Annotated in this window: 18 protein-coding genes; 10 read left to right on the forward strand and 8 right to left on the reverse strand. The window is 63.9% G+C overall.

Annotation, left to right across the window (positions count from 1 at the left end):
• Positions 1–17 precede the first annotated feature (17 nt).
• The 5 genes from J7E83_RS10670 to J7E83_RS10690 form a co-directional block, all read right to left on the reverse strand.
• A complete protein-coding gene (locus J7E83_RS10670) occupies positions 18–920 on the reverse strand; it encodes a carbohydrate ABC transporter permease (protein ID WP_214961855.1) in 903 nt (300 codons plus the stop codon).
• On the reverse strand, positions 920–1,912 hold the full coding sequence (locus J7E83_RS10675) for a carbohydrate ABC transporter permease (RefSeq protein ID WP_214961856.1): 993 nt from the start codon (positions 1,910–1,912) through the stop codon (positions 920–922). Before J7E83_RS10675 ends, J7E83_RS10670 begins: the two co-directional genes overlap by 1 nt.
• Positions 1,909–3,318 (reverse strand): N-acetylglucosamine/diacetylchitobiose ABC transporter substrate-binding protein, encoded by a 1,410-nt coding sequence (ngcE, locus tag J7E83_RS10680; protein ID WP_214961858.1) that lies wholly within the window; start codon positions 3,316–3,318, stop codon positions 1,909–1,911. The genes J7E83_RS10675 and ngcE overlap by 4 nt, the downstream gene beginning before the upstream one ends.
• Before the next feature lie 75 nt (positions 3,319–3,393).
• Positions 3,394–4,167 carry a sugar isomerase domain-containing protein gene (locus J7E83_RS10685; RefSeq protein ID WP_214961860.1) on the reverse strand — a complete coding sequence of 258 codons (774 nt, stop codon included), beginning with the start codon at positions 4,165–4,167 and terminating at the stop codon, positions 3,394–3,396.
• Positions 4,168–4,176: 9 nt separating this feature from the next.
• A complete protein-coding gene (locus J7E83_RS10690) occupies positions 4,177–5,142 on the reverse strand; it encodes a MurR/RpiR family transcriptional regulator (protein ID WP_311379638.1) in 966 nt (321 codons plus the stop codon).
• Between the two features lie 97 nt (positions 5,143–5,239).
• On the opposite strand from J7E83_RS10690, the gene J7E83_RS10695 reads away from it, so the two are divergent.
• The 9 genes from J7E83_RS10695 to J7E83_RS10735 all read left to right on the forward strand — a co-directional run bounded on the left by J7E83_RS10695 (position 5,240) and on the right by J7E83_RS10735 (position 14,298).
• Positions 5,240–6,265 carry a BadF/BadG/BcrA/BcrD ATPase family protein gene (locus tag J7E83_RS10695; protein WP_214961864.1) on the forward strand — a complete coding sequence of 342 codons (1,026 nt, stop codon included), beginning with the start codon at positions 5,240–5,242 and terminating at the stop codon, positions 6,263–6,265.
• Positions 6,266–6,281: 16 nt separating this feature from the next.
• Complete coding sequence (locus J7E83_RS10700) at positions 6,282–7,061, forward strand: glucosamine-6-phosphate deaminase (RefSeq protein WP_214961866.1); 780 nt, start codon at positions 6,282–6,284, stop codon at positions 7,059–7,061.
• Complete coding sequence (locus J7E83_RS10705; protein WP_214961868.1) at positions 7,058–8,287, forward strand: N-acetylglucosamine-6-phosphate deacetylase; 1,230 nt, start codon at positions 7,058–7,060, stop codon at positions 8,285–8,287. Before J7E83_RS10700 ends, J7E83_RS10705 begins: the two co-directional genes overlap by 4 nt.
• A gap of 109 nt (positions 8,288–8,396) precedes the next feature.
• Positions 8,397–10,274: a DUF5107 domain-containing protein gene (locus tag J7E83_RS10710; protein WP_396020538.1), complete on the forward strand. Its 1,878-nt coding sequence runs from the start codon at positions 8,397–8,399 to the stop codon at positions 10,272–10,274.
• Between the two features lie 28 nt (positions 10,275–10,302).
• The gene (locus tag J7E83_RS10715; RefSeq protein ID WP_214961870.1) at positions 10,303–10,602 is read left to right on the forward strand and encodes a SemiSWEET family sugar transporter; all 300 of its coding nucleotides are present in this window, start codon (positions 10,303–10,305) and stop codon (positions 10,600–10,602) included.
• Entirely contained in the window at positions 10,599–11,519 is a 921-nt protein-coding gene (locus tag J7E83_RS10720) for an SIS domain-containing protein (protein WP_214961871.1), read from the forward strand. The genes J7E83_RS10715 and J7E83_RS10720 overlap by 4 nt, the downstream gene beginning before the upstream one ends.
• A gap of 15 nt (positions 11,520–11,534) precedes the next feature.
• A complete protein-coding gene (locus tag J7E83_RS10725; RefSeq protein ID WP_214961874.1) occupies positions 11,535–12,470 on the forward strand; it encodes an ROK family protein in 936 nt (311 codons plus the stop codon).
• Entirely contained in the window at positions 12,467–13,447 is a 981-nt protein-coding gene (locus J7E83_RS10730) for a 1-phosphofructokinase family hexose kinase (protein ID WP_214961876.1), read from the forward strand. The genes J7E83_RS10725 and J7E83_RS10730 overlap by 4 nt, the downstream gene beginning before the upstream one ends.
• Positions 13,447–14,298 carry a class II fructose-bisphosphate aldolase gene (locus J7E83_RS10735; protein ID WP_214961878.1) on the forward strand — a complete coding sequence of 284 codons (852 nt, stop codon included), beginning with the start codon at positions 13,447–13,449 and terminating at the stop codon, positions 14,296–14,298. Before J7E83_RS10730 ends, J7E83_RS10735 begins: the two co-directional genes overlap by 1 nt.
• 10 nt (positions 14,299–14,308) lie before the next feature.
• Here J7E83_RS10735 and J7E83_RS10740 read toward each other — a convergent pair whose 3' ends face one another.
• From J7E83_RS10740 to J7E83_RS10750, 3 genes are all read right to left on the reverse strand, one after another.
• Positions 14,309–15,235 (reverse strand): AEC family transporter, encoded by a 927-nt coding sequence (locus tag J7E83_RS10740; RefSeq protein ID WP_214961880.1) that lies wholly within the window; start codon positions 15,233–15,235, stop codon positions 14,309–14,311.
• A gap of 52 nt (positions 15,236–15,287) precedes the next feature.
• Positions 15,288–15,713, reverse strand: a complete 426-nt coding sequence (gene panD, locus J7E83_RS10745) for an aspartate 1-decarboxylase (protein ID WP_214961882.1) — start codon at positions 15,711–15,713, stop codon at positions 15,288–15,290.
• An 89-nt stretch (positions 15,714–15,802) separates the two neighbouring features.
• Positions 15,803–16,720: a LysR substrate-binding domain-containing protein gene (locus J7E83_RS10750; RefSeq protein WP_214961884.1), complete on the reverse strand. Its 918-nt coding sequence runs from the start codon at positions 16,718–16,720 to the stop codon at positions 15,803–15,805.
• A 155-nt stretch (positions 16,721–16,875) separates the two neighbouring features.
• Between J7E83_RS10750 and J7E83_RS10755 the strand changes: the two genes are divergently transcribed.
• The gene (locus tag J7E83_RS10755; protein WP_214961886.1) at positions 16,876–18,339 is read left to right on the forward strand and encodes an amino acid permease; all 1,464 of its coding nucleotides are present in this window, start codon (positions 16,876–16,878) and stop codon (positions 18,337–18,339) included.
• The last annotated feature ends 50 nt before the right edge of the window (positions 18,340–18,389 follow it).

Genomic DNA, 18,389 nt, shown 5'->3' on the forward strand with positions numbered 1-18,389 from the left:
CCTTTTATTTGGAGGTGTTATTTGGAGGTGCCTTGGGAGACCGATCCCTGGAGTTGCCGTTGGAATATCACGTAGATGATAAGCACCGGCACGACCGTGATGACGACAGCGGCGAACAGGGCACCGAAGTCGACTGCGTACCCGGCCTGGGAGGCGAAGGCTGCGAGCCCCTGGGACAGGACGTAATTCTTGGTGTTGGTGTTCAGCGCCACGGGAATAAGGAACTGGTTCCAGAGTCCGAGGAAATTGAAGATGAGCACGGAAGCCAGTCCCGGCTTGGCCATCGGCAGCATCACCTGGAAGAAGGTCCGCCATTCCCCGGCCCCGTCCAGTGCCGCGGCTTCGGCGATTTCGTTCGGGAGTGCCTTGAAGAAGGAGAAAAGGAAGAAGACGGTGAACGGCAGGGCGAATGCGACGTAGGTGATGATGAGCCCCGGCAGCGTGTTAAGCAGCCCCACGTTTTTCAGGATGAAGAACAAGGGGACGATGGCCAGGAAGATCGGAAACGTGAGCCCGGCCAGCATGAGGTAGTAGATGGCCCTGCTGCCGGGGAACGCGAAGCGCGCCAGCACGTAGGCGCACATCGCTCCGAGCATCATGACGATGATCAGGGCACAGCCGACGACGATCACGGAGTTGAGGAAGTAGCTACCGATGCCGGCAGTGGTCCAAGCCTTGAAGTAGTTGTCGAAGCTCCAGTTCGACGGGAGCGCGAACGGTGAAGAGAAGATTTCCGTCGTCGTCTTGAACGAGGTCATGATCGTCCAGAGCAAGGGCAGGATGACGATCAGGGACCAGATGGTCAGCATGGTGTGCGATACGGTGCCCACTATCCTGTCGTTGGTGGTTGCCTGCGGCTTCCGCTCGACAGCCGTTGCTTGGGTCGCCGGCCGGTGTCCTGCGGTTCTGATCGAGGTCATTACTGGGTGTCCTTGCTTCCGCCGGTGAGTTTGTTGACGAGGAACACCAGCGCGGAAAATGCCAGGGTGATTATTGCCAGGACAACGCCCATGGCGCAGGCGAGGCCGAACTGGCCTTTGTTGAACGCGGTGGAGAACAGTTGCTGGGACATCACCAGGGTCGAGTTGTTGGGGCCGCCGCCCGGATTAAGCGCGACCATGTACACGAAGGCGTCCAAAGCCAGGATCCCCATGTAGATATAGGCCGTCTGGATATTGTCCCGGATGAGGGGGATGGTGATGCTGGTCGCGGTGCGGAACCTGCCGGCGCCGTCGATCCGGGCTGCTTCGAAGAGCTCTGCGGGGATGCCCTTGATCGCGGCGACAAAGAGCACCATGTAGAAGCCGACGAAGCCCCAGATGATGACGAACATCGATGCGGCCATGGCTGTGTTTTCGCTGCCCAACCAGGCGAAGGACCTGAACTGTTCGAGTCCGGCGGCCGTGAGGATCCCGTTCAGCAGACCGTTGCTGGGGTCGTAAATCTGGCCCCACATGATGCCGATGATGATCGCCGGGATCACGTAGGGGAAGAAGGAAACGACCCGGTAGAAGCTGGAGTTCCGCAGGCCCTTAACCTGGCCGCGGCTGCTTCCGCCCACCGTGACGAGGGACGCGAGGACGAGGCTGAGGACGATTGTCACGGCCGGCAGTGCCAGGGCTAGGAGAATGTTGTTGCCCATGGCCTTCATGAAGATATCGTCGGAAAAGAGCCTTCCGTAGTTGGCCAGCCCGGTGAAGTTCATCTTTTGGGTGAACCCGGACCAGTCGGTCATGGAGTAGTAGAAGGCCTGCACGAACGGGGAAACCACGAAGATCAGATAGACGGCCAGCGGGACTCCCAGAAACACCGCGATGAAGCTGATCCTGTCAAAACTCCATTTCGATCGACGCCGTGTCCCTCCGGCAGGCGCCGTGCCCGCCGGAGGAACACTCGTTCCCAACAGGCTCATTTCACTTCGACCTTGCTGACGGAACTGTCGTTGCGGACCTTGTCCGTGATCTTCTGCATGTCCGAGGTCAAGGTGGCCACGTCTGACTTTCCGTCCAGGAACGTGTTCCAGACGACGAGCAGGTCCTTGTTCATCCCGTAAACGTCAACAAATCCCCACGTGAAGATGTTCTTCCCGGCCGCATCGAGCATCTTGGTCTGCGATACCAGGGCCGTTGATCCGAAGCCGTCCTCCGGAATTGTTCCCTTGACGATCGTCGAGGCCAGCTGGTTCTTGGCGAAATTGGTGGCAGCGTCCTTGGACAGCATGGTGCGCAGCATTTCCTTGCCCCCGGCAACGTTCTTCGCCTGAGAGGGAACGATGTACGCTTCGGCCGCCGCACTGTGCAGGGCTTCATAGGGGAATTTCGATCCGCTGGTAACGGTGGGCGCTGGAGCGCCGGTGAGTTTGAAGCCGGCCAGAGTCTGGTCCTTCATTTCGTTTTCGATCCAGGAACCGGACGGGTATAGGACAGCGGACTCGTCATGGATCCACTGCGCCTGGGCGGCGGTGAAAGCGGTGCCTGACCCACCGGGCTTCATGTATCCGGCTTTGACGATCTTTTCCATGCCGGCGAGCACGCTTTGCATCGCGGGATGGGACCAGCAGTTCTCTTTGAGGTTGTCCAGAGCAAGGCGCACGTCGTCGCCGCCTTCCTTGATTGCGGAGGCGATGGCCAGTTCAAGGTAGTAGGTTGCGGCTTCCTTGCCCCAGCAGAAGAGGTACTTGCCTTGGCCTTTTGCTTTCTCGCCGAGGGCAAGCATTTCATCCCACGTCTTGGGGACCTTCCAGCCGTTCTGCTCGAACAGCGACGCTGAGTACCAGACGGCAAAGACGGTCAGAACATAGTTGATGGAGGCGAGCTTGTCGCCGAAGGTCCCGGGGGCGAGGACACCGGGGTACAAGGTGTCCTTGATGACCTTGCCCTCAAGGTTTTTCGCGTTCACCACCGAATTGAGGTCTTCAAGCTGCGAAAGGATGGTGTTGATGCCTATCAGGTTGGCACCGGAGTCATCGATGAGGTCCGGCGGGTTGCCGCCGACGAAGCGTGGCTGCAGTTCCTGGGCGATGTTCGTTGACGCGGCCACCTTGGCCGTGGTTCCCGCGTGGTTCTTTTGGACCAGGTCCCCGGCGAACGTCGCATAGTCGATGCCGTAGCCGCCCTTGAAGATTACGGCATCGATTGTTGAATTGTCGGCCATGCCGAACGGGTTCGCGTCCGACACCGTTCCGCTGGGCCCGGACGTTGTTCCGCCACCTCCTCCGGCGCAGGACGCGAGGGAACCCCCCAGCGGTACGAGGACTGCGGCGGCGAGGACGCCGCCGAGGAAGCGACGGCGTTCCAAGGGTGTCTGTTGAATGTTCATGTTGATCTGCTGCCTTTCTTGTTACCGTTGCCCGCACCGCGGTGACGGATGGATTCTCTTGTTGTCGGCCCCGGCTCAGGCGTCGCGCCGGATCCGGTCCTTGTAGAGGTCTTCGAGGGCGTGGTTGTGCTCATCGCCGCCGGGGATGTTGGCGGAGATGTAGACAGGGGGCTTCTTGCCTTCTTCGGCGATCCGGTTCGCGGTGCCAATGGTGAGCAGCTGTGCGATGAAGGCCGCCGTGATGGATGAGACCGCACCGACGTCGATGCCGCCCGGGAGTTCGAGCACGGCGTCGCCGAAAGGTGCGGTGTTATCGATGACGACGTCGGCAACGTCGCACAGGCGCTTGCCGCTGGGGTGTTTCGGTTCGACCTTCAACGTATGCGCCATGCTGGTGACGGCGATCACCTTATGTCCTTTCTCCTTCGCCAGGAGAGCGAGGCCCACGATGGAACCGTTGACTCCCGAATTGGAAGCGATAACGAAAACGTCCTCGGGTCCCACCGGGGAAAGGGCGAAAAGTTCGTTGACCACTGACGGATTGCGCTCGAGCGAGGATCCGGTGAGGACCTCGACGTCGTACGTGCCGCGCAGGACCACATCACGTAAGGCGATCCTGTTGGTGGGGATCAGGCCGCCCGCCCGGCCGGCGATCTCCATGGCGAAGGCCTCGGAATGCCCCGTGCCGAAGGCTTGGATGACACCCCCTTTATCGATCGCGGATTTGAGCAGCTCGATGGCGTCGTCAAGGCTTCCCGACATCGCCTGGCCCGAGAGCTCCTGGATGCGTGAAGTGACCTCCCGGGTGTAGGCCCGGACGAGGTCGGATGTGGGGGTGGAAACAGACAAAGCGGCTCCCTAGCTTCGATCGTGAGGCCCAGACAGCGCCGGTGCCGGCCTGCGGTTTGTAGTCGGCCCCCGATGCGGCCGTCGATGTGCGGCGACAGCTTGGGCGGAGGCGGCCAGATTGGCTGTGGATCGTTCGAAGTCGTACTGGGCGATCAACAGGTACAGCAGGTCCAAAACCAGCAGTTGGCCGTGTTTGGCGGACAAATCGTCCGGCTGCAGGAAGTGTTCGTGGACGGACGTAATGATCTGGAGGTCGGCGGCCTCAGCGAGCGGCGACGACTGGTTGTTGCTCAGCGCCACGGTCAGGGCTCCGGACAGCCTTGCCTGGCGGAGCATCTGGATGGTTTCTTCTGTGCGTCCGGTGTTCGATATACCGATCGCAACACAACCCTCGTCCTGGATGGCGGCACTCGTCAGGCCGACGTGCACTTCTGACCAGTGATGGCTGTTGATGCCGATCCGGTACAGCCGCGCGTGCATTTCCTCGGCGAGCATCGCGCTTCCGCCGACTCCGTAGATATCCACATGTCTGCTGGTCGCAATCCGTTCGGCAATCTGCTTCAACAACTGCAGATCCATCATGGAGGCGGTTTCCTGCAGCGAGCGGGTGTGGGCGTTCATGAGCGTGCTGAGGACTTCGGCCGGCGAATCGTCAGGGCCAAAGGCGCGCCCGATGTCGATCTTCCACGAATCCCGGGCCGAGACGCGGCCCACTTCAGTGGCGATACTGACGCGGAACGGGGCATAGCCGGTGTAACCAATCAGACGGCAGAAACGGGTGATCGTGGCCGGAGACGTTCCAGTCTGCTTGGCCAGGTCCCCGATCGTGCCATCCAAAGGCGCGTTTGGGTGCTCCAAAAGGAAGTGGGCAATCTTCACCATGGCGCCTGACATCTCCGGCAGGCGTGTTCGGATTCGGTTCACGACGCCCACAGCCCGGCCCGCGGACGATGGTGCTGTAGGGGTGGACGTCACGATAATCCTTTTCTTGTCCGCCGACGTTTTACAAAAAGTATTCTCACCGTCTAACGTGTGTGTCAAGTCACAATTCGGGATGGAGCTAGCTATAACGGTGCAGAAGATTCTCGCGGTAGACGCCGGCGGCACAACGACCCGGGCCGCGGTCATCGACGCGTCCGGGCTGTGCCTCGGTTACGGAACCGCAGGCGGGGGCAACCCCGTATCGGCCGGATACGACGGCGCGCTCGCCGCGGTCGCCGCCGCGGCTGAAGCTGCGGTCGCCGGGTCCGGGCTTGAGCACCACACGATTTCCTCAGCCCTGGTGGCGATGGCTGGAGTCACTCTCCGGATGCGGCCGGCCGCAATTGCCCAACAGCTTGTGGCGCTCGGTCTTCACGGGGCCGTGGAGATCGAGGCCGATCTTCTGGCCATGTTCCACTCCGGCACCCACAGGTCCTACGGATCCGTTCTCATTGCCGGTACTGGCTCTGTTGCGGCGCGGATCACCGATGGGCGGCTCGACCTGGTCGCCGATGGAACCGGCTGGCTGTTGGGCGACACCGGCTCCGGATACTGGATCGGCCACCGGGTGGCCCGGGCCGTCGTCGCTTCCCTCGACGGACGGGGGCCCCCAACGGCCCTGACCGCTCTGATGCTTGCTGAACTGCACATGGAGGTGAGGCCGGCGCGGCTGCACGGCCGGCCCCTCGTGCTGCTTGACCTGATAGACGCCCTGTACAACTTGCGGCCCGTAGAGCTCTCGCGCTTCGCACCGCTCGCGTTCGAGGCGGGCGGCCAGGATCCAGTGGCCGCGCGGATCGTGACGGCGGCCGCTTCCGCCCTTGCGGGTACCCTCGACGCAGTCAGGGACCAGCAGGTGCAAGGGCCCGTCGTGATTGGGGGAAGCGTTGCCCGCGCAGTCCTGGCGGCCCCGCCCGCCGTGGCCGCCCCGCTGCACGCTGCCTTGGGGCATGACGAAGTCATCCAGGTGGAGGACGGCCTCATCGGAGCGGCCGTGCTTGGCCTGCGACGGGCTGGAATACCAGTGGACGGCGACGTTTTCGAACGGCTGCAAAAGACCGTGGCGCGTTTTCGGGATGCCGCCCGTTCAGCTACGAAAAAAGCCCCGACGAAATGAAAGAGGACTCAGCACGATGGAGATCGTGATCGTCAAAGACCGTGCCATGGTCGGTCAACATGCCGCCGGCCTCATCGAAAGAACGGTGCTCGGCAAACCGGCCGCCGTGCTGGGCTTCGCCACCGGGTCGTCCCCACTGCCCGTCTACGAAGCCCTCGAGGGCAAAGACCTGGACTGGACGGACGTGTCCGGATTCGCACTCGACGAATATGTCGACATTCCGGTCCATCACGCCCAAAGCTACGTGTCCGTCATCCGGCGCGAAGTGGTGGACCGCCTCGGACTCGACGAACGCCGCGTCCGTGTTCCGGACGGACGCGCCCGAGACCTCGATGTGGCGGCCCGCCTATTCGACGAGGCGATTCGCGAAGCAGGGGGAGTGGACTTGCAACTCCTGGGAATCGGGACCAATGGCCACGTGGGGTTCAACGAGCCCGGCTCCTCATTCGCCTCCCGCACCCGGGTGACGGCTTTGACGGCAAGCACCCGGGAGGCCAACTCCCGCTTCTTCGACTCGGTGCATCAGGTCCCCATGCACTGCATCACCCAGGGCCTGGGCACCATCCTCGAAGCCCGGCGGCTGGTGCTCGTGGCCGACGGCACGCGCAAGGCCGACGCCGTGGCACGTGCTGTGGAAGGACCTGTCACCAGCAAGTGCCCCGCATCGGCGATCCAGTTGCACCCCTGCGCGACCATCGTGATCGACGAACTGGCGGCGGCAAAGCTGACCCTGCGGGACTACTACCGCTACTCGGCGCGGCGCCCTGCCCGGGCTGAAACCGGTGCCTTGCTATGACGGCATCAGCCCGGACACTGATCGCCGGCCGGATCCTGAGCGGAAGCATGGCCCTGGACGAGGGCCTACTTGCGATCGAAGAAGGCCGCATTGTGTACGCGGGCCCCGAAAAGGACTATGGATACCAGGGGCCGGCGGACATCCACCGCCTGGACCCGGACATGATGGTGCTGCCAGGGCTTGTCGATCTGCACTGCCACGGTGGTTTCGGAACCGACTTCCCTTCCGCCGATGAGGAAGCCGCGAGGAAAACCATCAGTTCCCTCCACCGCAGCGGGACCACAACCCTGCTCGCAAGCCTCGTGACGGCGTCGAGGGAAGACCTGTTGCGCGCCATATCATCGTTCACGGCCCTGGCAGCTGAAGGCATGATCGCTGGCATCCATCTTGAGGGGCCGTTCCTCTCCACTGACCGGTGCGGTGCGCAGAACCCACGATGGATCCGCAACCCCGATCTTGCCCTGGCAGATGAGCTCCTGTCGGCCGGGCGTGGCGCGGTAAAGACCATGACGTATGCCCCTGAGCTGCCCCGCGCCGTCGAACTGGTCGATCTCCTGATCTCCCGGGGCGTGGTCCCCTCGGTTGGGCATACCGACGCCGACACTGTCACCACGCGTAAGTTCCTGCTCCACGCCCACGGACAGCTGTCCGACGTCGACGCTGAGGTTGGCACCGGGAGGACCGGGACGGTAACCCACCTGTTCAACGGGATGCCTCCCATGCATCACCGCTCGCCGGGCCCGGTACCCGCTTGCCTCCAGGCGGCGAAGGCCGGCAAAGCTGTCCTCGAACTGATTGCCGACAACACCCATCTCGATCCCCAGATGGTTTCCACCGTCTTCGACCTCGTCGGCGCCGGCAACATCGCCCTGGTCACCGACTCCATGGCCGCCGCCGGGTTGGCGGACGGCACATATGCGCTCGGACCGTCAACAGTCCAGGTCCGGGAGGGGGTGGCACGGTTGAGCACCACCGGCGCCATCGCCGGCGGCACCGCCACCCTGCTCGAAGTCCTTCAGCGGACCATAGCAGGAGGCGTGGCGCCAAGGGAGGCTGTGCGCGCCGCATCGGCCACGCCGGCCCGCATCCTCGGACTCTCCGGCGACGTCGGTGACCTGCGGCCCGGACTGCGCGCAGATCTCATTGCGGTCAGCAGGGAATTCCAGCTTCAAGCTGTCATGCGGTCCGGAACCTGGCTCGAACCGCTTCTTCCCCGAAAGCCCTAGTACGGGACTTCCCGGATCCACCCGCACAGGCTGCCTCGAAGAAAGCGAGCACAGGATGAATGAAAACTCCCGGGCCACCACAAGCGTGAAGGTTGAGCAACGGACGGTGATGATCTCCGATCCGGGACCGGCTAACCCCCTCCCGATGCTCGGCGCTGTGCCAGAGAGCCCCTACAAGATCACCGGTGACGTGCCCCGGGAAATCCTCGACGGCGCTGCTTACGGATATCCCCGCAGCCTCTACCCGTACCAATTGCAGGACGGTTACGGCCGGACAAGGTCAGAATGCAGTCTTCAGACGGTGGTGCTTGAGAATGAGCGGCTGCGGGCCGTGTTCCTCCCCGGGCTCGGTGGCCGCCTCTGGGAACTGGTCGACAAGGGCACCGGCAAGAACCTGCTCTACACTCCGTCCTGCATCCAGCTCGCGAATCTGGCCTTGCGCAGCGCGTGGTTCGCCGGCGGAATCGAATGGAATATCGGCACCCGCGGACATTCGCCCACCACCTGCAGTCCACTGCACGCAAGCATCCTGACCAACGCAGACGGTCAGGAAGTGTTGCGGATGTGGGAGTTCGAACGGCTGCGCGAGGTCGTTTTCCAGATCGACGCGTGGTTGCCGCCCGACTCGCCGGTACTGTACGTGGCCATCCGTGTGAGAAACCCGAACCATGCCGATGTGCCGATGTATTGGTGGACGAACGCCGCAGTTCCGGAAAATCCCGGCAGCCGCGTGGTCGCCCCCGCAGATTCGGCGTTTGCCAGCAGTTACACCGACGGCATATCCCGGGTGAACCCCGCCGACGATGGCGGCGTGGACTGCACGTGGCCCGTGAATAACGCGCGTGCCCGCGATTTCTTTTTCGACATCGCACCGGAAACGCAGCCGTGGATCCTCCACGCGGACCGGGACGGCGACGGTCTGGCGATGCTGTCCACCGGAGCGCTGCGCGGACGCAAGCTCTTTGTCTGGGGCCAAGGTCGCGGCGGACGGCACTGGCAGGAATGGCTTAGCCCTGATGGGGGAGCGTATGCCGAAATCCAGGCAGGATTGGCGCAGACGCAATTCCAGCATCTCGTGATGCCGGGCGGAGCCGAATGGTCCTGGGTGGAAGCCTACGGCAACGCACGGGTTGACCCGGAAAGCGCGCACGCTTCGGACTGGGCCGCGGCTGTGGACCATTGCAGCAGCCGCGTGCGGGCATTACAGGACGAGGACTCGCTGGCTGCCGCCCACGAGGCTGCCTCCGGCTGGGCCGACCAGCACCAGCAGCGAAGCATCGCGACGGGAAGCGGTTGGGGCGCAGTCGAATCCATCCGCAGGCGGCGACGCCGGACCCCCTGGCTGGAGGAATCCGGGACGCCGTTCGGCAAGGAGTCCATTACCGGGGATCAGCGGCCGTGGCTTGACCTTCTGGAAGGAAAGGGGTTCGTCGCAGCAGACACGTTCGTTAACGGGACAGACTGGGCAGAACTGCTGGAGCAGTGCCAGCACAATGCCCAGGCCTACTTGCACCGTGCTTTCATGAAGCACGCGTACGGCGAGCTTGAGAACGCCCGCGTCCTCTACCTCGAATCGCTCAAGCTGCAGGAAACCGCCCAGGCGCACCGGGGCATGGCGCTGGCAGACCTCAGCGAGGGCCGGGCCGGCGAGGGTCTGGAGCAGTACGTCGCCGCCTGCGCACTGGAACCGGCGAACACAGCGCTGCTGACCGAAGCGCTCACGGCATTCCTCGCGGCCGGCAACGCCCAGGGGGCCCTTGACCTGCTTAGGCAGATCGGCCACCCGCCCACCCGTTCCGGGCGCATCGGCTTCCTTGAGGCAGCTGCCCTGGCGCAGGTCGGCAAGAGGGAGGAAGCGGCAGCATTGCTGAATTCCGGCGTGGAGGTGGCGGACCTGCGCGAGGGGGAGAACCCCATCTCGGATCTTTGGCAGCAGGTCTGTCCCGGCGAAGACGTTCCTGCCCGCTACCAGTTCAGCATGGCCTGAGGGGGCCCGCAGGAATGACGAGGCTCCCATGATCACCCTTCTCGGTCTGTTCGCCGGGTTGCTGACGACAGGCTGCTGGTTTCCCCAGCTCATACGCTCCTGGCGCACCCGCTCAACCGGTGATATTTCCTGGGCGTACCTCGCCGCCCTGACTGTTGGGATAGGCCTCTGGCTCGTCTACGGAAGCTTGACCGGTGACCTTGCCATCATCTGTTCCAACGCTGTCACGCTGGCAGCATTGCTCACCCTCGGAGCTTTCAAAGCAGTGTTCGAACGGGGCGCCGCCCGGCTGATCCCGCCTGAGACAGAAGGAGTGGATCCTCAATGACACAGACCTCCCCGAAGCCGCAGCCGGTACTCGGCGCGCATATGGAGGCCGAATTGTCTTCCCAGCCCGACGTCTGGCAACGGGCCGTCCGGCAGGCTGAAGCGGAAGCAGGGACGGTGTTGCCGTCCGCCGGGCAGAAGGTCGCCGTGATCGGCTGCGGCACGTCCTGGTTCATGGCGCAGTCCTACGCCGTGCTCCGAGAGGGATCCGGCCAGGGCATCACCGATGCCTTCGCGGCCTCGGAAGCATTCGTAGACCGCGGCTACGACGCCCTCGTGGCGATCACCCGGTCCGGCACAACCACCGAAGTGCTGGAGGTGCTGGACCGGCTGAGGGGCAAGGTCCGGACCACAGCCATCATCGGGGACACCACGTCGCCGGCGTCAGGCTCCGCGGACAACGTAGTTGAATTGCCGTACGCCGATGAGCAGTCAGTCGTTCAGACACGGTTCGCGACCACAGCGCTCGTCTACCTGCGGGCGTGCCTGGGCATCGAGAACAGCCCTGCCATCGAGGACGCAAGGACCGCCGTCGCGGACGACGTTCCCCAGGCGCTCATCGATGCCGAACAGTTCAGCTTCCTGGGCCGGGGATGGACTATCGGACTGGCGCACGAGGCCGCCTTGAAAATGCGGGAAGCCTCGCAATCCTGGACGGAGTCATACCCGGCCATGGAGTACCGGCACGGTCCCATCTCAATCGCAGCCCTGAACAGGGTTACATGGCTTTTCGGCGAAGAGCCGCCGGGCCTGGCCGAAGACGTCTCACGAACGGGCGCGCTCTACGTCCACCGCGCCGCCGACCCCCTGGCCGAGCTTGTGCGTGCCCAGAAAGTAGCCCTGGAACGTGCCCGTGCCCGCGGACTGGATCCCGACCAGCCGCGCAACCTCAGCCGCTCGGTCATCCTGGATTCCTGAACAATGCCTCCGGACATGGCTTGGCCTGCGGTAGGCCCTGTGCTCGCATTTGACGTCGGCGGAACCGACATCAAATCCGGGATCGTCCTTGCCGGCAACGAGATCATTGGCCTGAAAAGGAGCCCCACGCCGCGGAGCGCCCCCGATCCGGGTGAGGCCATCCTGGCCGTGATCGCCCACCTGACCACCCGCTATCGGACGGCATATCCGGAGTTGCCCTTCGACGCCGTCGGATTCGTCGTCCCTGGGCTGGTCGATGAGACCGCAGGGATCGGCATCCTCTCCTCCAACCTCGGCTGGAGGGACTTTCCCTTCGCCGCCCGGGCCCGGGCCCTGCTGGACACCCACGTCGCCTTCGGTCACGACGTCGCTGCGGCAGGGGAAGCGGAATTCCGCGGCGGAGCCGCCATGGACAGCGACGACGCAATCGTCATGGTTAACGGCACGGGGATCGCCGCGGCGGTGTTCTGCGACGGCCGGCGCATCAAAGGCGGAGGGTACGCGGGCGAGCTCGGACACGCCGTCGTACCCGATCCAGACGATCCCCTGCGGACGGTGATGCTCGAATCGGTGGGCTCCGCGGGCGCCATTGCCGCCCGATACAGCGCTGCTTCCGGCCAGGCTGTTGCCGGCTCCCGCGACGTGCTGCATCTGGCCAGCACGGGAGACAAGGTTGCCCAGCGCGTATGGGACCAGGCAATCGACGCGCTGGCCTTCAGCATCGCCCAATGCATCTGTATCCTCGGGACCGAAACGGTGGTGATGGGCGGCGGTATCTCGGGTGCCGGCGAATCTCTCCTGGCCCCGCTGCGCCGGGCAGTGGACGGCAGGCTGACCCTGCCGAAGCGCCCACGAATCGTCCCGGCACTCCTGGGAGAAAACGCCGGCCTGCTCGGCGCCGCGCTGAAGGCCCGTCAACTGCTAAACCAGCACCCGGGTGGCCTGGAATGAAGACAACCTCCGCTTCGGGGACAGCCCTGATCATCACCGTGACCCCGAACCCCGCGCTGGATGTCACCTACCACGTCGACGGCATCCGGTTGGGCGAAAGCCACCGCGTTCCAGCGGGTACGGATCGGGCGGGCGGCAAGGGCCTCAATGTTGCCAGGGTTGCCCACGAACAAGGCTGTCCGGTGCTCGCCATCGCACCTGTCGGCGGCCACAACGGACGTCTGCTCGCCGCCGAGCTGACAGCATCCGGAGTGCCCCACCGGCTTGTCCCAGTCACCGCTGGAACCCGGCGCACCATCACCTTTGTGGACACCCGAAGCGGCCAAACGAGCATTTTCAATGAACATGGGGCTGCCCTGACTGCCTCCGAATGGGATGCGCTCGCAGGCGAAATAGAACAAAGCCTCAACCATGCCGGCCGGGAAGCTCCTTTCCCGGGAGTGCTCGTAGGCTCCGGAAGCCTGCCCGCCGGGGCGCCGCCGCAGTTCTATGCGGCGCTGGTTCGGCTGGCGCATTCGCATGGGATTCCTGCCGTGATAGACACCTCCGGCCCCGGCATGCTCGCAGCCGCGCGGGCAGGGGCGGACCTTTTGAAGCCGAACCGGGAAGAACTCCACCAAGCCACCGGCATCCAGGACCCTGTCACGGCCTCACAGGAACTCCTGCGCCTCGGGGCCCGGCGGATCCTGGTGAGTGCCGGCGAGGACGGAATGCTCGCCTTCGACGCTGATGCACCGTCGGTATGCTGGGCCGCGCGCCTACCGCATCCGCTGCAGGGCAACCCGACAGGGGCCGGGGATGCTGCCGGCGCCGCGGCCGCCGTCGAACTGGCATCCGGAAGGGAAAGCATCCGCTCTATCCTTCGGAGCGCCACGTCGTGGTCAGCCGCAGCAGTACTGATGCCGGTGGCAGGCCAGATTTCACCCCGGTACCGGGAGCTCGAACAAGAACTCATCATCACGGAAAGGGCAGTGTGATGGCACTCACCCCGACACGCGACCTGATGGAAGCCGCCGCCAGGCGAGGCGCCGGCCTGGGCGCCTTCAACGTTATCCACCTCGAGACGGCGGAGGCTCTTGTCGCCGGCGCGGAGCAGGCCGGGCTCCCCGTCATCCTGCAAATCTCGGAAAACTGTGTCAAATACCATGGCGGCCTCGAACCTATCGCACTCGGTACTCAGGCGATCGCCCGGCAGGCGAAGGTTCCCGTCGCGCTGCACCTGGATCATGCGGAAGATGAAGAGCTGGCGCTCGACGCCGTCGACCTGGGTTTCGGATCAGTGATGTACGACGGCTCGCACCTCGAGTACTCCGCAAATGTTGCCGCGACCGCCCGCGTCACGCGCTATGCCCACGCCCGTGGCGTCTACGTGGAAGCTGAACTCGGCAAGGTCGGCGGCAAGGACGGCGCCCATGCACCGGGCGTCCGCACGGACCCGCAGGAGGCAGCGACCTTCGTGAAGGAAACGCTCGTGGATGCTCTCGCTGTAGCTGTCGGGTCGTCCCACGCAATGACTGAGCGCAGTGCCTCCCTTGATCTTCGGCTGATCAGTTTGCTGCGCGATGCGGTGGACGTACCCCTCGTCCTGCATGGGTCTTCAGGCGTGCCAGATGATGAACTCGTCGCCGCGATTGCCGCGGGAATGACCAAAATTAACGTCTCCACCCACCTCAGCGGCTTCTTCACCCGAGCGGTTCGCAGGTACCTGCAGGACCACCCGGCCGACGTCGACTCCCGGAGATACGTCTCCGCCGGCAGGGATGCGCTGGCCCCGGAAGCCGCGCGGCTCCTGGCGCTTTTCCATTCGGTCGAGCACGGCACACCTTAGCGGCGTCCGATCAGGCCAGGAGAAGGGCGAGACCGATCATGGCGGGCACTGCCACCACAGTTGTGATCAGCACGGTGTCCTTGGCTACCGCCAGCCCGGTCTTGTAGCGGCTGGCGGCCACAAACACATTTTGCGCCGTTGGGAGGGCGGATGTGACCACCACGGCGAAGAGGGCATGGCCGTCAAGGCCTAAGGCAAAACGTGCAAAGGCATAGGCAAAGGCAGGCTGGACCACCAGTTTGAAGCTGCTCGCCAACAGGGTGTCCACCCGCCGGCCCGCTGCCGCCTGCAGCGGCCTGGTCCCATTCAGGCTCATGCCGAAGGCGATCAGCATGGCCGGAATCGCCGCGCCACCAATCAAGTGGATGGGCTCCATGACGAGCGAGGGAACCTTCCAACCGCTTCCGGCCACCAACAGGCCCAACGCCGAACCCACAATCATGGGGTTCCTCAGGATCATCACCGCAAAACGTAGTGGCGTGGTCCTGTGCTGGCTGGTGCTGGAGTCCAGGATCATGAGGAATAACGGGGTAAAGAAGGCCAGCTGGAAGATCAGCAGAGGTGCCACGTAGCTGGCGTCACCCAGGACGTAGACCGCGATGGGGATGCCCAGATTAGCGGAGTTGGCCAGGGATGCGGCCATCGAGGACATCAGCGCATCGGGCAAGGCGCGCTTCAGCCAGAATTTGGCGATGGCAAAGAAAACGGTCGCGCTGGTGACTGCCGCCACGGCCGTTACCAGCAGTGGCTCCGCAAAGACCTCCTGCAGCCGGGCTTTGCTGAGTGTTTCGAACAGCAGCGCCGGGCTGGCCACGAAGAACGTGAGCGAGCTGAGGACTTGCCGCGCGTTCTCACCCAGGATTTTGCGCCTGCCCACGAACCAGCCCACCAGGATGATGCACCACACCACAAAAAAGCCCGCGAGCACGCCTAACAAGGAATTGCTCCGAAGACGCGGCGGCGGGAGGGGCTAGGACGCACGCTCCGAGCTACAGGGCGGCGTTATTGAGCGCGAAAGGGGGGCGCATCAGGCCAGGGGTAAGTCCCTCGGCGGGATCGTTGCCCAGCTGGATGATCCGGTTGTCCTGGTCCACATGGACCACCCGCGGCTGGTAGGCCTGGGCTTCCTCCGTGGTCATCTGGGCATAGGTGATGAGGATAACGACGTCGTTCTCATGGACCAGATGGGCGGCGGGGCCGTTGATGCCGATGACACCCGAGCCGCGCTCGCCGGCGATGGTGTAGGTCTCCAGGCGTGCGCCGTTGGTCACGTCCACGATGGCCACGAGCTCACCGGGAAGGATGTCGGCAGCGTCCAGCAGGTCAAGGTCGACGGTGACCGAACCTACGTAGTGCAGGTCAGCGTGCGTGACGGTGGCCCGGTGGATCTTGGATTTGAATATTGTGCGATTCATAACGGGTTCAGTCTAGCGCCGGGGTTAGGATCGCGCAGTGACGCAGGAAACACAGGCGCATGAGGGCCGTCACGGGCAGATGTGAAGGCCTACCCGGCGTCGTCCGTGTTTGCCACCGATTCGGCCGTGATGGCCAACATCTCGCGCGCCGCCAAGATGGCTGGCCGCTGGGCACTGGAGCGGCGCACCGACGTGAATACCGTCCGGCGGGGATTGCCGGGCAGGTCCACCAACTGCGCAGTGGTGCTCCGCCCGGTCCAGACGAGATCCGGCATCAGCGCAACGGCGTTTCCGGACTCGATGAGCCGGATCTGCGCCTGCAGGTCAGCCGTTTCAAAGCGCACATCCGGTTCGAACCCCGCACTGCGGCATGCCTGCTCCGCCCAATGCCTGGAGGCGGCGCCGCGCGGTTCCATGACCCACGCAAGCTCAGCCGTGTCCTCGAGGGAGGAGATGGGCGGCCGGGCTGCGGCCTCTGGCGGAACAGCGAGCCTGATGGCATCGGTGGTCAGCCTGATGCGGTCCAGTTCCGGATATCGGGGTGCGGCGTGGCCCGGATACTGCTCGGCAATCACCAGGTCGAAGTCCCGGGCCCAGGTTTCATGCAGCGCGGTTTCCGGCTCACGCTGGGTCATCTCGATCCGAACCTCAGGGTACGCCGTGGCCATCCGGGAGAGCGTGTCCGGCATGAGGGCCAGGGCGGCGGACTGGAAAACGGCTATCCGGACCGTCCCGGTGACGGTGGTCAGTGACGCCGCCAGGTCCGCCTCCGCCTGTTCCATGGTTTCGAGCAGCTGTGCCGCGTGGGCCACCAGGACCTCTGCCTGGGGCGTCAGCTGCACCCGGCGACCGGTCTTCCGGAGCAGCTCCACGCCCACCTCCTTTTCCAGCAAGGCCAGCTGCTGGGATACCGACGACGGACTGTACTGGAGTGCCTCAGCCACCTCCGCCAGCGTCCCCCGGATCTTCAATTCACGGAGCAGCCTGAGCCGGCGGACATCGAGCATGAGCTCATCCCTTTGTTGAATCTAATGAATAATGGTTAGAAGGAGTCACTTTATCTAACGCAACCAGCCTTGCATACTGTTGGGGATAAGTTACCCCCGTCACAGGCCATCCCCGGGCGCCCGAGATGGGACCGCACCCCAAGCAGGAGTTCCTGATGAGCACTAAAGATCTGTCCCAGTCGATCCTGAGGCGCAAGCCCATCGACGACATCGAGGAAGAAAACAAACACAGCGGACTGTTCAAGTCTCTCGGCCTGTGGCAGCTCACGGCCATCGGCGTTGGCGGCATCATCGGCGTCGGTATCTTTTCCCTCGCCGGGCTCGTTGCCGCCGGCAGCGGAGACAATCCGGGGGTGGGACCCGCAGTGCTGATCTCGTTCCTGATCGCCGGACTGGCCTCGGCGGCCGCCGCCCTGTCCTACGCAGAGTTCGCCGGAATGATTCCCCGGGCGGGCTCCGCCTACACCTATGGTTATGTCGCCCTTGGCGAGGTGATCGGTTGGTTCATCGGCTGGGACCTGCTGCTGGAATACATCGCCATTGTGGCCGTGGTGGCAATCGGCATCTCGGGCTACTTTGACGCCTTCCTCTCCGGAATCGGCATCCACATGCCCGCCTGGATGACGTCCACTGTGGACGAAGGCAAGGGAGGCATCATCAACCTCCCCGCCATCCTGGTCTGCCTCCTGGTCACGTGGATCCTCTCCCGAGGCACCAAGGCGTTCGGCAGGTTCGAACTTGTGGCGGTGGCCATCAAGGTGGTCCTGATCCTGTTTATCATCGGCCTGGGCGTCTTCTACATCGATACCAACAACTACAACCCGTTCATGCCCAGCGGCTTCGGGCCGGTTGTGGCGGGCTCGGCTACGGTGTTCTTCGCCGTCTTCGGCTACGACGCCATGAGCACAGCCGCAGAGGAGGCCACCGACGGCAAGAAGCACATGCCCAAGGCCATTGTCCTCTCCCTCATCGTGGCAATGCTCCTGTACGTTGCCGCCACCCTGGTCCTGACCGGAATGCAGAACTACAAGGACATCGACCCCAAGGCCGGCTTCGCCTCCGCGTTCAGCAGCGTGGGCCTGCCCGTGATCGCCACCATCATTTCGGTCTTCGCGGTCCTGTCCATCCTCACGGTGATGTTGACCTTCCTTCTTGGCGTCACCCGTGTCTGGTTCTCCATGAGCCGCGACGGACTCCTGCCCGGCTGGTTCGCCAAGACGGACCGTCACGGCACGCCGCAGCGCGTGACCTGGATCGCCGGCATCACGTCGGCGTTCCTCGCGGGCGTGTTCCCCATCAAGGAAGTGGCTGACCTGACCAATATCGGCATCCTGGCGGCGTTCGTCGTCGTCTGCCTTTCGGTGATCATCTTCCGTTACAAGAAGCCCGACGCCCCGCGCACCTTCCGGCTTCCGCTGATGCCCCTGGTGCCAGCTTTCGGCATCCTGTCCTCGGGCTTCCTGATGACCCAGCTTCCGTTCGCTACCTGGGTGCGCTTCGCCGCTTGGCTCGTCATCGGCCTGGCCATTTACTTCTTCTACGGCCGCAAGCATTCCCTCATGAATCCAAATAGCCCGCGCCACGAAGAAGCCGTGGAGATGCACCGCCCCGTCCGCTGACCCCGAGCCCAACGCTCTCGCAGATCCTGCCGGTATTGTCGTAACGCTCT

Source organism: Arthrobacter sp. ISL-48 (assembly GCF_018613805.1).
Taxonomy (GTDB): Bacteria; Actinomycetota; Actinomycetes; order Actinomycetales; family Micrococcaceae; genus Arthrobacter.

What these genes read in the sequence shown, in the direction of transcription:
- J7E83_RS10670 (WP_214961855.1), bottom strand. Translation starts at nt 920, where the DNA reads ATGACCTCGATCAGAACCGCAGGACACCGGCCGGCGACCCAAGCAACG.
- J7E83_RS10675 (WP_214961856.1), bottom strand. Translation starts at nt 1,912, where the DNA reads ATGAGCCTGTTGGGAACGAGTGTTCCTCCGGCGGGCACGGCGCCTGCC.
- ngcE (WP_214961858.1), bottom strand. Translation starts at nt 3,318, where the DNA reads ATGAACATTCAACAGACACCCTTGGAACGCCGTCGCTTCCTCGGCGGC.
- J7E83_RS10700 (WP_214961866.1), top strand. Translation starts at nt 6,282, where the DNA reads ATGGAGATCGTGATCGTCAAAGACCGTGCCATGGTCGGTCAACATGCC.
- J7E83_RS10705 (WP_214961868.1), top strand. Translation starts at nt 7,058, where the DNA reads ATGACGGCATCAGCCCGGACACTGATCGCCGGCCGGATCCTGAGCGGA.
- J7E83_RS10710 (WP_396020538.1), top strand. Translation starts at nt 8,397, where the DNA reads ATGATCTCCGATCCGGGACCGGCTAACCCCCTCCCGATGCTCGGCGCT.
- J7E83_RS10715 (WP_214961870.1), top strand. Translation starts at nt 10,303, where the DNA reads ATGATCACCCTTCTCGGTCTGTTCGCCGGGTTGCTGACGACAGGCTGC.
- J7E83_RS10720 (WP_214961871.1), top strand. Translation starts at nt 10,599, where the DNA reads ATGACACAGACCTCCCCGAAGCCGCAGCCGGTACTCGGCGCGCATATG.
- J7E83_RS10725 (WP_214961874.1), top strand. Translation starts at nt 11,535, where the DNA reads ATGGCTTGGCCTGCGGTAGGCCCTGTGCTCGCATTTGACGTCGGCGGA.
- J7E83_RS10730 (WP_214961876.1), top strand. Translation starts at nt 12,467, where the DNA reads ATGAAGACAACCTCCGCTTCGGGGACAGCCCTGATCATCACCGTGACC.
- J7E83_RS10735 (WP_214961878.1), top strand. Translation starts at nt 13,447, where the DNA reads ATGGCACTCACCCCGACACGCGACCTGATGGAAGCCGCCGCCAGGCGA.
- panD (WP_214961882.1), bottom strand. Translation starts at nt 15,713, where the DNA reads ATGAATCGCACAATATTCAAATCCAAGATCCACCGGGCCACCGTCACG.
- J7E83_RS10750 (WP_214961884.1), bottom strand. Translation starts at nt 16,720, where the DNA reads ATGCTCGATGTCCGCCGGCTCAGGCTGCTCCGTGAATTGAAGATCCGG.
- J7E83_RS10755 (WP_214961886.1), top strand. Translation starts at nt 16,876, where the DNA reads ATGAGCACTAAAGATCTGTCCCAGTCGATCCTGAGGCGCAAGCCCATC.